This is a genomic window from Xanthomonas translucens pv. cerealis (assembly GCF_006838285.1).
GTDB lineage: Bacteria > Pseudomonadota > Gammaproteobacteria > Xanthomonadales > Xanthomonadaceae > Xanthomonas_A > Xanthomonas_A cerealis.
In genome coordinates this window covers 1,422,798-1,437,293 of the sequence record NZ_CP038228.1, presented here as the reverse complement: position 1 = coordinate 1,437,293, position 14,496 = coordinate 1,422,798, and the positions used below count along the sequence as shown (strand labels likewise).

At 68.2% G+C, this 14,496-nt stretch carries 13 protein-coding genes; 3 read left to right on the top strand and 10 right to left on the bottom strand.

Annotated elements, in window-relative coordinates; translation table 11 throughout:
• Positions 1-105: 105 nt before the first annotated feature.
• From moeB to ndk, 10 genes are all read right to left on the bottom strand, one after another.
• Positions 106-1,245: a molybdopterin-synthase adenylyltransferase MoeB gene (moeB, locus tag E4A48_RS06360; RefSeq protein WP_039009823.1), complete on the bottom strand. Its 1,140-nt coding sequence runs from the start codon at positions 1,243-1,245 to the stop codon at positions 106-108.
• Between the two features lie 62 nt (positions 1,246-1,307).
• Positions 1,308-2,525 (bottom strand): molybdopterin molybdotransferase MoeA, encoded by a 1,218-nt coding sequence (locus tag E4A48_RS06355; RefSeq protein WP_039009820.1) that lies wholly within the window; start codon positions 2,523-2,525, stop codon positions 1,308-1,310.
• Complete coding sequence (gene mobA, locus E4A48_RS06350) at positions 2,522-3,127, bottom strand: molybdenum cofactor guanylyltransferase (RefSeq protein WP_142742066.1); 606 nt, start codon at positions 3,125-3,127, stop codon at positions 2,522-2,524. The genes E4A48_RS06355 and mobA overlap by 4 nt, the downstream gene beginning before the upstream one ends.
• A 7-nt stretch (positions 3,128-3,134) precedes the next feature.
• Positions 3,135-4,532: a ribosome biogenesis GTPase Der gene (gene der, locus E4A48_RS06345; RefSeq protein ID WP_039009814.1), complete on the bottom strand. Its 1,398-nt coding sequence runs from the start codon at positions 4,530-4,532 to the stop codon at positions 3,135-3,137.
• Positions 4,533-4,547: 15 nt separating this feature from the next.
• Positions 4,548-5,903: an outer membrane protein assembly factor BamB gene (bamB, locus tag E4A48_RS06340; RefSeq protein WP_142742065.1), complete on the bottom strand. Its 1,356-nt coding sequence runs from the start codon at positions 5,901-5,903 to the stop codon at positions 4,548-4,550.
• The gene (locus E4A48_RS06335) at positions 5,903-6,541 is read right to left on the bottom strand and encodes a YfgM family protein (protein ID WP_142742064.1); all 639 of its coding nucleotides are present in this window, start codon (positions 6,539-6,541) and stop codon (positions 5,903-5,905) included. Before E4A48_RS06335 ends, bamB begins: the two co-directional genes overlap by 1 nt.
• Positions 6,542-6,605: 64 nt before the next feature.
• Positions 6,606-7,469: a helix-turn-helix domain-containing protein gene (locus E4A48_RS06330; RefSeq protein ID WP_039009808.1), complete on the bottom strand. Its 864-nt coding sequence runs from the start codon at positions 7,467-7,469 to the stop codon at positions 6,606-6,608.
• The gene (gene pilW / locus E4A48_RS06325; RefSeq protein ID WP_142742063.1) at positions 7,466-8,284 is read right to left on the bottom strand and encodes a type IV pilus biogenesis/stability protein PilW; all 819 of its coding nucleotides are present in this window, start codon (positions 8,282-8,284) and stop codon (positions 7,466-7,468) included. Before pilW ends, E4A48_RS06330 begins: the two co-directional genes overlap by 4 nt.
• Complete coding sequence (gene rlmN, locus E4A48_RS06320) at positions 8,271-9,476, bottom strand: 23S rRNA (adenine(2503)-C(2))-methyltransferase RlmN (RefSeq protein WP_058196093.1); 1,206 nt, start codon at positions 9,474-9,476, stop codon at positions 8,271-8,273. The genes pilW and rlmN overlap by 14 nt, the downstream gene beginning before the upstream one ends.
• A gap of 9 nt (positions 9,477-9,485) precedes the next feature.
• Entirely contained in the window at positions 9,486-9,911 is a 426-nt protein-coding gene (gene ndk, locus E4A48_RS06315; RefSeq protein ID WP_002812972.1) for a nucleoside-diphosphate kinase, read from the bottom strand.
• Positions 9,912-10,133: 222 nt separating this feature from the next.
• Here ndk and E4A48_RS06310 point away from each other — a divergent pair, with 222 nt between their 5' ends.
• The 3 genes from E4A48_RS06310 (at position 10,134) to E4A48_RS06300 (ending at position 14,473) form a co-directional block, all read left to right on the top strand.
• Entirely contained in the window at positions 10,134-10,805 is a 672-nt protein-coding gene (locus tag E4A48_RS06310; protein ID WP_039009791.1) for a TetR/AcrR family transcriptional regulator, read from the top strand.
• Positions 10,806-10,824: 19 nt separating this feature from the next.
• Positions 10,825-13,197, top strand: a complete 2,373-nt coding sequence (locus tag E4A48_RS06305) for a 3-hydroxyacyl-CoA dehydrogenase/enoyl-CoA hydratase family protein (protein ID WP_142742062.1) — start codon at positions 10,825-10,827, stop codon at positions 13,195-13,197.
• A gap of 70 nt (positions 13,198-13,267) precedes the next feature.
• The gene (locus E4A48_RS06300) at positions 13,268-14,473 is read left to right on the top strand and encodes an acetyl-CoA C-acyltransferase (RefSeq protein WP_058196095.1); all 1,206 of its coding nucleotides are present in this window, start codon (positions 13,268-13,270) and stop codon (positions 14,471-14,473) included.
• Positions 14,474-14,496: the final 23 nt, after the last annotated feature.

The window sequence follows — 14,496 nt, the reverse complement described above, 5'->3', positions numbered from 1 at the left end:
CACAAGGCCGGGGCCACCCCATGCACCTGTGTGCGGCATGGCGAGTCTTGGTCTAATTCTCGCCCCGTACCCTCGCCCCAACCCCTTTCCCGAGGGGAGAGGGGCTTATTGTTCGGTGCCGCAGAACTGTGCGTAGTCGATGTAGCCGGGGAATGCCAGGCCGGGCGCGCAGACCGGACACTGCGGGTCGGCGGCCAGCCGGGTTTCGCGGAAGCGCATCGCCAGCGCGTCGAAGTACAGCAGGCGGCCGCGCAGCGGCTCGCCGATGTCCAGCAGCAGCTTCAACACTTCGTTGGCCTGCAGCAAGCCGACAATGCCGGGCAGTACGCCGAGCACGCCGGCCTCGGCGCAGCTGGGCGCGAACTCCGGCGGCGGCGGCTCCGGGAACAGGCAGCGGTAGCACGGCGCCTGGCCGCGCCGGCGGCCGGCGTCGAACACGCTGACCTGGCCTTCGAAGCGCTGCACCGCACCGTACACCAGCGGCTTGCCGTGTTTCACGCAGGCGTCGTTGAGCAGGTAGCGCGCCGGGAAATTGTCCGAGCCGTCCAGCACCACGTCCACGTCCTGCAACAGGCGTTCGACATTGGCAGAGCTCACCCGTTCGCGCACCGCCTCGACCCGGACGCCTGGATTGAGCGCACCCAGCGCCGCGGCCGCCGACGCCACCTTGGGCTGCCCGACCCGCGCCTCGGTGTGCAGGATCTGCCGCTGCAGGTTGCTGCGATCGACCACGTCGTCGTCGGCGATGCGCAGCTGGCCGACTCCGGCCGCCGCCAGGTAGAAACCTGCCGGCGAACCCAGCCCGCCGGCGCCGACCAGCAGCACGCGCGCCGCCTGCAGGCGGCGCTGGCCGTCGATGCCGACCTCGGGCAGGCGCAGGTGGCGCGAATAGCGCTCGAAGAAATCCTGCTGCTCCGGCGCCAGCGCCGGCCGCTGCAGCGGCAACCCGTCGCGCTGCCAGCGCGTGGTGCCGCCCAGCACCGAGGCGATCGCGCAATAGCCGGCCTGCTGCAGGAACAGCGCCGCTTCGTGCGAGCGCTTGCCGCTCTGGCAGATCAGGATCGTCTCGGCGTCGGCCGCGCCGACATGCGCGACCGGATCGCCCTGCAACTGCGCGCGCGCCACCCCGAGCGCGCCCTCGGCCATGCCGGCGGCGCGCTCGTGTTCCTCGCGCACGTCGATCAGCCGAGCGCCCTGGGCGATGCGCTCGCGAGCCTGCTGCGGGGTCAGTTCTCGAATGCTCATGCGTGCATTATCGGCGCAAAACTGGGGTGGGTCCTTCGCTCAGGAGCGCACACGCGCGCAGCTCAGTACGCAAACACCTCGACCACCTCGCCGGCGTCGAAGCGGCGCGCGCCCTCGTCCAGGCGCAGCAGCACGTCGCTGTCGGCGGCACCGCGCAGGCGGTGCGAGCCGTCGGCCGGGTTCGGCTCCACCCACAGCTGTCCGTGCGCGTCGCAACGCATGCGTCCGCGCAGCAATTCCAGGCGGTCGTGGCGCTTGTCCCAGTCCGAGGCCAGCCGCGCGCGCCATTGCGGGCGTGGCTCGGTGCGCTGCTGCAGTGCGTCCAGCAGCGGCCGTGCGATCGCCATGAACGTGGCCAGTACCGACACCGGATTGCCGGGCAGGCCTAGGAACAGGGCGCGGTCCAGCTCGCCGAACAACAGCGGCATGCCGGGGCGCATGCGCACCTTCCAGAAATGGATGCGGCCGCGCTCGGCCAGCAGCCGCGGCAGATAATCTTTCTCGCCGGCGGACACGCCGCCGCAGGTCAGTACCACGTCGAACGCCGAGGCCGCATCGCTGAGCATGCTCGCGATCCGCTGCGGATCGTCCGGCAGTGTCGGCCACGCGGTCGGCTCCAGGCCGAGCAGGCGCAGCTGCGCCATCAGCATGTCGCGGTTGCTGTTGTAGATCTGCCCGGGTCTGAGCGGCATGCCCGGCTCGACCAGTTCGTCGCCGGTGGCGAACACCGCCACGGTCGGTCGCGCCGCCACCGCCACCTGCGCCACGCCGAGCGCGGCGGCCAGGCCGATCCGCGACGGCGTCAGCACCACGCCCGCGTCGAGCACACGTTCGCCGGCGCGCACGTCCTCGCCGCGCGCACGCACATGCGCGCCGGCGGCCGGCGCGACCGGCACCTGCACCTGGCCCTCGCGTTCGGCCACATTTTCCTTGATCACCACCGTATCGGCACCCGCCGGCAGCGGCGCGCCGGTGGTGATGCGCAGGCATTCGCCGACGCCGATCGCCTGCTGCAAGTCCTCGCCGGCGAACTGCTCGCCGGCCAGGCGCAACACGGTCGGCGCAAACGGATTCAGATCGGCATGGCGCAGCGCGAAGCCATCCATCGCGCTGTTGGCGAACGGCGGCAGGTCGATCGGCGCGTCCAGCGCTTCGAGCAGGATGCGGCCGTCCGCGCGCGGCAGCGCCAGGCGTTCGGCCGGCAACGGGCGCGACTGGGCGACGGCGGCGACGATGGCCAGCGCCTCGGAATAGGCAATACGGGAGGGATAGTCGTTCATGGCGCAGGCAGGATACCCGCTGCGCGCAGGTCCTGCGGCGTGTTGAGGTTGCCGAGCGTCAGCCCAGGCAGCGGCAAGCAGGCCAGCGCCAACTGCCGCTGCAGGGCACGCGGCGCGTAGCGGCCGGCATCCAGCGCCGAAGCCAACGCAGGCCGCAGCGCGGCGACGCGGTACAGTGCCACCAGCGGCTGCAGGCCGTCGTCGTCCTCGGCATAGGCGCCATCCCCATCGCCACTGGCGTCGATCAACCTGTCCAGCAGCGCTGGCGGAAGCCGGCACAGGTCCACCGGCAAGGTCAGCAGCCACGGCGTGGCGCAGCCCGCGGCCAGTGCGTCCAGGCCGGCGATCGGCCCCAGCGAGCGCTCGGCGCTAGGCGGCGCGCCGATCCGGTCAGGCAGCGCGTGCAGTCCGGCGGCGGCGTAGCGCGGCAGGTCGCGGTTGGCGCTGATCAGCACCGCTGCGACCGCGGGCGCCAAGGATTGCGCCAGGCGCTGCACCAGCGCTTGCCCGTCGTGTTGCAGCCATGCCTTGTCGCAACCGCCCAGGCGTTGCGAGCGGCCGCCGGCGAGGATGCCCAGCGTGACCTCGCAGCGCGCGTCCATCGCCCGGCTACTTGCCGCGGACGTGCTTCATCAGGCGCCGCTTCTTGGCGACCTGGCGCTCGGTTAGCACGTTCTTCTTGCCTTCGTACGGATTGGCGCCTTCGCGGAACATGAAGCGCACCGGCGTGCCGACCAGCTTGAAGCGCTTGCGGAAGAAATTCTCCAGATAGCGCTTGTACGACTCCGGCAGCACCTTCAGCCGGGTGCCGTGGACGATGAAGGTCGGCGGATTGCTGCCGCCCGGATGCACGTAGCGCAGCTTGGAGACATGGCCGCGGATGCTCGGCGGCGGATTGGTCTCGTAGGCCACTTCCAGCGCCTGGTTGACTTCGCTGGTGCTGAAGACGCGCACAGCCGAGGCATGCGCGCTGTGGATCGAGCGGAACAGCTCGCGCAGGCCGGAGCCGTGCTTGGCCGAGATCCGCACCGCTTCGGCCCAGGGCACGAAGCCAAGCTTGCGCGACAGCAGCGCCTCGGCCTGCTCGCGCTGATAGTCGGTCAGCCCGTCCCACTTGTTGACCGCCACCACCAGGGCGCGGCCGGCGTCCAGGATCGCGCCGAGCACGCTGGCGTCCTGGTCGGTGACGCCTTCGGTGGCGTCGAGCAGCAGCACCGCAACCTCGCATTGCTCGATCGCCTGCAGCGTCTTGAACACGCTGAATTTCTCCACCGCCTCCTCGACCCGGCCGCGACGGCGCAGGCCGGCGGTGTCGATCAGCCGGTACAGGCGGTCGTCGCGTTGCAGGTCCACTGCGATCGAATCGCGGGTGGTGCCCGGCACTTCCGAGGCGATCATCCGCTCCTCGCCGAGCAGGCGGTTGACCAGCGTCGACTTGCCGACGTTGGGACGGCCGACGAAGGCGATGCGCATGCGCGCGGGATCGGTGTCCAGCGTGGCGCCAGCGCCCTCTTCCGGCAAGCGCGACAGCACTTCCTCAAGCAGGTCGTCGATGCCGTGGCGGTGCGCCGCGGACACCGCGATGGCCTCGCCCAGGCCATAGCGCGCGAACTCGGCGCGCACCTGGTCCTCGTCGGTGCCGTCGATCTTGTTGATCAGCAGCAGCGTCGGCCGCGCCAGCTTGCGCAGCCAGGCCAGGATCTCGTCGTCGAGCGAGGACGAGCCCTCGCGGCCATCGACCACGAACAGCACCAGGTCGGCTTCGCCGGCCGCGGAGCGCGCCTGGTCGGCGGTCGCGCCTGCCAGTCCTTCTTCCTCGCCGGAAATACCGCCGGTGTCGACGATCACGAACGGGGTGTCCGGCTCCAGCCTGCAGACTCCGTAGTTGCGATCGCGGGTGACGCCGGGCTGGTCATGGACCAGCGCGTCGCGGCTGCGCGTGAGCGCATTGAATAGCGTGGACTTGCCGACATTCGGCCGTCCAACCAGGGCGACCAGCGGCAGCATCGCGAATTCCTTCCCTTATTGACCCAACCGGAACGCGGTCAGGTCGCCTTTCGTGTTCTGGACCAGCAGGATGCCATCGGCTACCACCGGCTGCGCTACCAACGCCTTGCGTCCCACCCGCTCGCGTGCAGCGATCTCGCCGTTGTCGAGCTTCAACCAATGCAGATAACCCTTGTAGTCGCCGACCACGGCGTAGTCGCCCTGGATCGCCACGCCGGTCAGCGAACGCCGTGCCAGCGCCGGCTGCGACCAAGTCGCCGAGCCGGTGGCCTTGTCCAGCGCCCACACCGAACCGGCGTTGTCGGCCACCACCACGCTGCTGGAACTGACGCCGACACCGCCGGCGCCGCCATGATCGCGGGTCCACAGCGGACGCCCGCTGGGGCCTTCCAGCGCCACGGTCTGATTCTTGAAGCTGGTCGCGTAAAGGGTGGTGCCTTCCAGCACCGGCGCGCCGTCCACGTCGGCCATGCGCTCCAGTTCGGTACGCCCTTCCGGCACGCCGATGGTCTGCTCCCACAGCACGCGCCCATCCTGCATCGCCAGCGCCGCCAGGGTGCCGTCGTCGTTGCCGATGAACAGCACGCCCGGGCCGGACACCACCGGCGCGTTGCCGCGCACGGTCAGGGTCGGCAGTTCCTGCGCGTGGAACCAGCGCTGCTGGCCGCTGCTCGCATCGAACGCGGTGACGTGGCCATCGTTGCTGCGCACGAACACTAGGTTCTGCGAGACGACCGGCGCGGCGATCACTTCGTTGGGCACCTTGGCGTGCCACTTCTCTGTGCCGCTGGCGGCGTCGAGCGCGATCACTTCGCCATTCAGGCCGCCGACGACGACCAAGCCCTCGCCCACGCCAGGACCACCGGCGAAGCGCGGCAGCGGACGGTTCTTCTCCAGCCGCTTGCGCTCCTTGGCCTGCTGCTTCTCGTTGCGCAGGCGCTGCTTGTAGGCCACGCGCTCGTCCTTGGACAGGGCCTTGCTGGACTCGCCCTCGACCTGGCTCTCCGGCTGCGCCTGCACCTGCGACATGCGCTCCTTGCGCGCCTTCTTGGCGTCGTATTCCCACAGCGTCTTGCCGGTCTGCAGGTCCAGCGCGTAGACCGAACCGGAGGCCGCGGCCAGGTACACCTTGCCGTCGGCCACCGCCGGATGCTGGCGCACGCCGATCCGCTTCTCGCCCTTGCCGGCATCGGTGGACCACAGCTTGACGACCTTCACCGACGGCTTGAAATCGACCAGTTCGGCCGGCTCGGCGGCCTTCTTGGCGGCCGCGTCCTTGCCTGCAAACCAGCCCTTGACCGTGCTGCAGCCGGACAGCGTCAGACCCAGCAGCGCGATGGTCGCGATGCGCTTGAACATGACTACCTTCATCAGATCGGCTCCGCAGGATTCGGCACGGTGCCGCCCGCATCCATCAATTTCGTTTCCAGCAGTCGCCGTTGCGGCGCCGCCACGTCCAGGGTGGTCAACGACTTGGCGTACGCCTCGCGTGCCGCGTCGCGCTTGCCCTGTGCGATCAGCGCATCGCCACGAATCTCCAGGCTCTGGTTGTCGTCGGCCGCGGCCAGCAGCTTCAGCGCTTCATCGCTCTTGCCCGTCTCGATCAGCAACCGCGCCACGCGCTGGTCGATCAGCAGCTTCAGCTCGCCCTCGGCCTTGAGGCCGTGCAGCGTCGCTACGGCCTGGTCGTACTTGTTGTCATCGGCTTGCGCCTTGGCCAGGCGCAGCGCGGCCAGTTCGGCGTAGATGTTGGCCGGGCCCTGCTGTAGCGCCGCCATGTCCTTGCTGGCCTTGTCCAGTTGCTTGGCCTGTATGCTCTTGAGCACGGCGTCGTAGCGGGAATTGGCCAGCGCCAGATCGTTGGAGTGCTGCTTGGTCCACCACTGCCAGCCAATGATCGCGCCGATGCCCAGGGCAATGCCGCCGATCAGGCCGGCGCCGTTTTTGCTGAGCCAAGTGCGGACGCGTTCGCTTTGTTCGTGCTCGTCGAGCAGGTCGTCGATCGCCATGCGTACTCTCGCCCCGCCGCAACGACGGGACATGAAATGTTGAGATTGAGGAACCGCGCCGCCGTCACTCTGACGCTGGCACCACGGAACCGTCAGAGGATACCGCAAAGCGGGCCACGTTCGCGCGCTTGTACGGCGTCAGATCCACGGTACTACCGGATTGCTGAACCTGGACCGCCGAGGCATTGCCGAGCACGATGCGGCCCACTTGACCCGGCGCGTAGTCGCGCTTTTCGCCAGCTTTCAGCAGCGCCTTCTCCAGCGGCTTGCCGTCCGGAGCGATGATCTGCACCCAGCTGTCGCCCTGGAACGACAGGCTCAGGCCAGGCTTGTCCGGCTCGCCAGAGGCGCGCGGTAGCGGCGTCAACGAGGCGATGTACGGCGCCGCGCTGGGAACGGTGTGGGCGGCCGGCGCGGGCGCAGCGGCGTTGCCGTTGCCGCCCTTGGCGGCCGCGGCCGGCGCGGCATCGCCCGGCGCGGCCGGCACCACGTCCAGCGACGCGGTGCTGGGGCCGTCCTCGGCGAAATGGGTGCGGGTGGCGTACCACACCGGTACCGCCAGTCCGGCGGTGATCACTACGTACACCAGGCGCCGGGTGGCGCTCTCGAGCATGCGCCGAAGCGGCGGCGTATGCGTGTGACTGATCAGCTCCACCGGCTGCACCGGCGCGATGTGCGCGCTGGCCAGCAGCGGATCCAGGTCCACACCGAGCAGGCGCGCATAGCTACGCAGCTGGCCGCGCACGAACACCGGCGCGCCGAGGCGCTCCCATTGCTCGGTTTCCAACGCACGGATCACGTGCAACGGCATGCGCAAGCGGCTACCGACGTCGTCGATGCTCAGGCCGGCGGCTTCGCGCGCTTCGCGGAGCTGTTGCCCGCAACCTTTGGCGCCGTCGAAAGCGTTCGGATTGGAATCACTGATCACAATGCACTAGCCCCGGGAGTGGTGGTCGCGATAGCGGGAAACTCCTTGCGCAACCGCTGTTGGTAACGGCCGGCAGCAGCCATGTCGCCCAGCCCTTGTTCAATCTGAATCGCAAGTTGTAACACGGATGCAGTGGCAGGCGCAGCCGACAGACGCCGTTCGGAGAAGGCGCGCGCCTCGAAAAAGCGCGTCTGCGCCGCTTCGTCGCGCGCCATCGCTTCCAGCGCGTAGACATTGTCCGGCTGCAGCGCCAGCGCCTTGCGCAGGTCGTGTTCGCCGCGCTCGCGCTGGCCGATCTGCAACGCGCAACCGCCGGCATTGGCCAAGGCCGATGCCGGCGTGGCGTAGCCGGGGGCCGCCAGCGCGCGATCGAACCACTGCAGCGATTCGGCGATGGCGCCGTTCGCGCACAGCCAGGCGCCGTAGTTGTTCAAGGTCTCGCCGCGGTCCGGCGCCAGTTCGGCCGCCTTGCGGTAATGCTCGCCGGCGCTGACGGCATCGCCGCGGCGCCCGGCGACCACCGCCAGCAACGTGTGCGCCTGCACCGAATCCGGCGCCAGCGCCAAAGCCTTGCGCGCATGGTCCGCGGCGCCGGCCAGATCGCCGCCGCTGAGCCGGTTGCCGGCCAGGCCCAGCTGTTCCTGCAGCGCATAGCGCGCCTTGACCTGGCCGTTGTCGCGGAAGTCGTAGTGCGGCGCCACCTGCTCGACGCTACGCAGCTTGCCCGGCTTGCTGCTGCGTCCGGCGCAGGCCGACAGCGCCAGCAACGCCGCGACCGACACCGCGATGGACAGGGCGTAGTTAGGCCGCCGCATCCCGCTCCGCCTGCGTCTGCAACTGGCGCTGGAAGTCGGCCTGGCGACGGGTGCGGTCCAGCACCTGCCCTTTGAGCTGACCGCAGGCCGCGTCGATGTCGTCGCCGCGCGTACGCCGCACCATGGTCAGCACCTGCGCATCGAGCAGAATCTTCTGGAACGCGCGGATTTCGGTCTCGCCGGAGCGCTCGTAGCGCGTGCCCGGGAACGGATTGAACGGGATCAGGTTGACCTTGCCGGCGTTCGCGGCCTGCACCGCGTTGTCGAACTGGCGCATCAGCCGCGCCAGCTGCCGCGCATGCTCGGGCCGATCGTTGATGCCCTTCATCAGCGTGTATTCGAAGGTCACCGACTCGCGCCGCTTGTTGGCGCGCAGGTAGCGCGCGCAGGCGGCCATCAGTTCGGCCACCGGGTACTTCTTGTTCAGCGGCACCAGCGTCTCGCGCAGCGTGTCGTCGGCCGCATGCAGCGACACCGCCAGCGACACGTCGCTCTCGGTGGACAGGCGATCGATCATCGGCACCAGGCCGGAGGTGGACAGCGTAACCCGCTTGTTGGCCAGGCCGTAGCCGAGGTCGTCGCGCATCACGCTCATCGCGCGCACGACATTGTCGAAATTCATCAGCGGCTCGCCCATGCCCATCATCACCACGTTGGTGAGACGGCGCTGCTGATGCGGCACGTTGCCCAAATGCCTCGCCGCGACCCACACCTGGCCGACGATCTCGGCGGTGGACAGGTTGCGGTTGAAGCCCTGGGTGGCGGTCGAACAGAACGTGCAGTTCAATGCGCAGCCGACCTGAGAAGACACGCACAGCGTGCCGCGGCCCTTGTCGGGGATGTACACAGCCTCGATCGCGTTCTTGCCGTCGTTGCCCATGGCCAGCAGCCACTTGTGGGTGCCGTCGGTAGAGGGCTTGTCGAACACGATGTTGGGGACGACGACCTCGGCATGCTGCTGCAGCTTGGCGCGCAGCGCCTTGCCGAGGTCGGTCATCTGGTCGAAATCGGTGACGTAGCGATGGTGGATCCACTTCATCACCTGGTGGGCGCGGTAACGCGCTTCGCCGAGAGTCTCGGCGAAGAAGCGCTCCAGGCCCTCGCGATCGAGGTCGAGCAGATTCTGCTTGGCGGCCGCACCGGTCCGGATCGGATCGGCGAGCGCCAACGGAGTGTGGACGACCTCGTTCACGATGACCTCTTAGCGCGAAACCACTTCGGTGGCGGCGAAGAAATACGCCACTTCATTGGCGGCGTTCTCGACAGAATCGGAACCGTGCGCGGCGTTGGCGTCGATCGAGTCGGCGAAATCGGCGCGGATGGTGCCGGGCGCGGCGTCCTTCGGATTGGTGGCACCGAGCAGGTCGCGGTGCGCGGCCACGGCGTTCTCGCCTTCCAGCGCCTGGATCATCACCGGGCCGGAGATCATGAACTCGACCAGCGCGTTGAAGAAAGGACGCTCGCGATGCACGGCGTAGAAGCCCTCGGCCTCGCGGCGTGACAGCTGCTTGTACTTGGCGGCCACAACCTTCAGGCCGGCCTTCTCGAAGCGGGAATAGATCTCGCCGATGACGTTCTTGGCGACGGCATCGGGCTTGATGATGGACAGGGTGCGCTCCAGCGCCATGGGAAGTTCTCCGTTGGGCGGGCCACTAGATCAGTTGGCCCGAGGTTAACATGAAAAAAACCCGCGTCAAAACGCGGGCTTAGCCAGAATTGCGATCGACAATTCTATCCAATCGCAATGGGCTTTGCACGACCGCCTGCAGAATCGTGCTGCATTGCAGCATGACGTGGGCGGATACCAGGCCTAGACTCAAACAATCGTTTGATTGATTCTGGCGGCCGTATGGCAAAGCAAGCGCACTTTTCGACCAAGGACCGCATCCTCAGCGTGGCCGAGGAACTGTTCGCCCAGCACGGCTTTTCCGGCACGTCGCTGCGCCAGGTCACCAGCCAGGCCGACGTCAACATCGCCGCGGTGAACTACCACTTCGGTTCCAAGGAAAACCTGGTCAACGAGGTGTTCCGGCGGCGCATGGACGAGATGACCGCGGCGCGCCTGGCACAGCTGGAAACCGCACAGCGCATGCATCCGGGCCAACTCGGGCCGGTGCTGGCCGCATTCGTGGAGCCGGCGCTGGCGATGGCCCAGGACCGCCAGAGCGGCGGCGCCTTCGTGCGCGTGATCGCCCGCGCCTATGCCGAAAAGAACGACAGCCTGCGCCAGTTCCTGTCCGACCACTACGGCCACGTGCTGCGCGAATTCGGCAAGGCCATCGCCGTCTGCGCGCCCGAACTGAGCAAGGAAGAGCTTTACTGGCGCCTGGACTTCCTGGCCGGCGCGCTGACCTACGCCATGGCCGACTTCGGCCTGATCAAGCGTCCCGCCGGGGTCAGCGAAAGCGCGCATCGCGCCCATGCCGCGCGCGAACTGATCCGCTTCGCCGAGGCCGGCTTCCTGGCCGCAGCGCGCCCTGATTCCGCAACAACCGTTCCGACCATATCCCGCAATCGTTGACCTACAGAGGCTGATCGCTATGTCCACCCCCCTGCTAGTCCGCCGTGCTGCCGTCCTGGGTGCGGGCGTGATGGGCGCGCAGATCGCTGCGCACCTGACCAACGCCGGCGTCGACACCGTGCTGTTCGATCTTCCCGCCAAGGACGGCCACCCCGACGGCGTCGTGCTCAAGGCCATCGCCAACCTGACCAAGCTGAGCCCTGCCCCGCTCGCCAGCCCCACCCTGGCCGAGGCGATCACGCCGGCCAACTACGCCTCCGGCCTGGAGCAGCTGCGCGGCTGCGACCTGATCATCGAAGCCATCGCCGAGCGCATGGACTGGAAACAGGACCTTTACAAGAAGATTGCCCCGTTCGTGGCCGATCACGCGGTACTGGCCTCCAACACCTCCGGGCTGGGCATCAACGCGCTGTCCGACGTGCTGCCTGAACAACTGCGCCACCGCTTCTGCGGCGTGCATTTCTTCAACCCGCCGCGCTATATGCACCTGGCCGAGCTGATCCCGGCCAAGGGTACCGACGCCGCTGTGCTGGAAGGCCTGGAAGCGTTCCTGGTCAGCACCCTGGGCAAGGGCGTGGTCTACGCCAAGGACACCCCGAACTTCATCGGCAACCGCATTGGCGTGTTCTCGATCCTGTCCACCATCCACCACACCGCGCAATCCGGCCTGGGTTTCGACGAAGTGGACGCGCTGACCGGCCCGCTGGTCGGGCGGCCGAAATCGGCGACCTACCGTACCTCCGACGTGGTCGGCCTGGACACCATGGCCCATGTCATCAAGACCATGGCCGACACCCTGCCGAACGATCCGTGGCACCAGTATTTCGCCTCGCCGAAGTGGCTGGACGCGCTGATCGCCAAGGGCGCGCTCGGCCAGAAGGTCGGCGCCGGCATCTTCCGCAAGGTCGGCAAGGACATCGTGGTGCTGGATCTGCAGAAGCAGGACTACCGCCCGGCAGACCGCAGCGCGGCGCCGGAAGTGGTCGAGATCCTGAAGATCAAGAACCCCGCGGAGAAGTTCGCCAAGCTGCGCGCGAGCCAGCATCCGCAGGCTCAATTCCTGTGGGCGACGTTCCGCGACCTGTTCCACTACAGCGCCTACCATCTGGCCGACATCGCCGAAACCGCGCGCGACGTTGATCTGGCGATCCGCTGGGGCTACGGCTGGTCGCTGGGCCCGTTCGAGACCTGGCAGGCCGCCGGCTGGAAGCAGGTGGCGCAGTGGATCGCCGACGACATCGTGGCCGGCAAGGCCATGTCCAGCGCGCCGCTGCCGGACTGGGTGTTCGACGGCCGCGACGGCGTGCACGCCGCCGAGGGCAGCTACAGCCCGGCGCGCCATGCCAAACTGCCGCGTTCAGCGCTGCCGGTGTACCAGCGCCAGCGCTTCCCCGATCCGCTGCTGGGCGAGACATTCGCGCCGGGCGAGACCGTGTTCGAGAACGACGGCCTGCGCCTGTGGCACGACGGCGACGACATCGCCGTGGTCAGCTTCAAGACCAAGATGAATACCGTGTCCGACCAAGTGCTCGACGGCCTGCAGGAAGCGGTCGGCCGCGCCGAGCAAGGCTTCAAGGGCCTGGTGCTCTGGCAGCACAAGGAACCCTTCTCCGCCGGCGCCGACCTGGCTGGCGCGTTGGGCCTGCTGCAGGCGGGCAAGGTCGATGCGTTCGAGGCGATGGTCGCCAACTTCCAGGCCACCAGCCAGCGCATCAAGTATTCGCTGGTGCCGGTGGTCGCGGCAGTACGCGGCCTGGCCCTGGGCGGCGGCTGCGAATTCCAGATGCACAGCGCCAAGACCGTGGCTGCACTGGAGAGCTACATCGGCCTGGTCGAGGCCGGCGTCGGCCTGCTGCCGGCCGGCGGCGGCCTGAAGGAGATCGCGGTGCGCGCCTCGCAGGCGGCCGGTCCGGGCGGCGACGTGTTCGCCGAGCTGAAGAAGACCTTCGAGACCGTGGCGATGGCCAAGGTTTCCACCTCGGCGGTCAACGCCAAGGAACTGGGCCTGCTGCGCGGCACCGACAAGGTCGTGTTCAACAGCTACGAGGCGCTGTACATCGCCAAGGCCGAAGCGCGCGCGCTGGCCGAGAGCGGTTACCGCCCGCCGCTGCCGGCACGCCGCATCCAGGTTGCCGGCGACGTCGGCATCGCCACCTTCAAGATGCTGCTGGTCAACATGTTAGAAGGCCGCTTCATCAGCGACTACGACTACGAGATCGCCACCCGCATCGCCACCGTGCTATGCGGCGGCGAAATCGATCGCGGCGCGCTGGTGGACGAGGAATGGCTGCTCAAACTCGAGCGCAAGCACTTCGTCGAACTGGCCCAGCAGGAAAAGACCCAGGCGCGGATCGGGCACATGCTCAAGACGGGTAAGCCGTTGAGGAACTGATTGAAGCCGGGACCAGGGACCGGGGACCGGCCCCGAACCAGCAAACTTCCAGCCATTCGAGACTCCCCAAATGACCAGACAAATCCAAGACGCCTACATCGTCGCCGCCACCCGCACCCCGGTCGGCAAGGCGCCCAAGGGCGTGTTCCGCAATACCCGTCCGGACGAAATGCTGGCGCACGTGTTGCGCGCGGTGGTCGCGCAGGCGCCGGGCATCGACCCTTCGCGCATCGACGATGCGATCATCGGCTGCGCGATGCCCGAGGGCGAGCAAGGCATGAACGTGGCGCGCATCGGCGTGCTGCTGGCCGGGCTGCCAAATTCGGTGGCTGGGCAGACCATCAACCGCTTCTGCTCCTCCGGCATCCAGGCCGTGGCGCTGGCCGCGGACCAGATCCGCCTGGGCAACGCCGACCTGATGCTGGCCGGCGGCACCGAGTCGATGTCGATGGTGCCGATGATGGGCAACAAGGTCGCGCTGTCGCCAAGCGTGTTCGCCGACAATCACGTCGCCATCGCCTATGGCATGGGCATCACCGCCGAGAAGGTGGCCGAGGAATGGAAGGTGTCGCGCGAGGACCAGGACGCGTTCGCGCTCGCCTCGCACCAGAAGGCCATCGCCGCGATCGCCGCCGGCGAGTTCCGCGAAGAGATCAGCCCGTACGAGATCCTGTCGCACCAGCCCGACCTGGCCGGCAACGTCATCGCGCTGCGCAAGCGCCTGGTCGATACCGACGAAGGTCCGCGCCCGGACAGCTCGATCGAAGGCCTGGCCAAGCTGCGCCCGGTGTTCCGCAACGGCCAGTTCGGCGGCAGCGTCACCGCCGGCAACTCCTCGCAGATGAGCGACGGCGCCGGCGCGGTGCTGCTGGCCTCCGAGCAGGCGATCAAGGACTACGGGTTGACCCCCCTCGCCCGCTTCGTCAGCTTCTCGGTCGCCGGCGTGCGCCCGGAAGTGATGGGCATCGGCCCGATCGCGGCGATTCCCAAGGCGCTCAAGCAGGCCGGGCTGAGCAAGGACCAGATCGACTGGATCGAGCTCAACGAAGCCTTCGCCGCGCAGTCGCTGGCGGTGATCCGCGACAGCGGCCTGGACCCGTCCAAGGTCAATCCGCTTGGCGGCGCGATCGCGCTCGGCCATCCGCTCGGCGCCACCGGTGCGATCCGCACCGCCACGCTGGTGCACGGCCTGCGCCGCCGCCAGCAGAAGTACGGCATGGTCACCATGTGCATCGGCACCGGCATGGGGGCGGCGGGCATCATCGAAGCGCTCTGAGCTGCGCGTTTGGGCAACGAAAA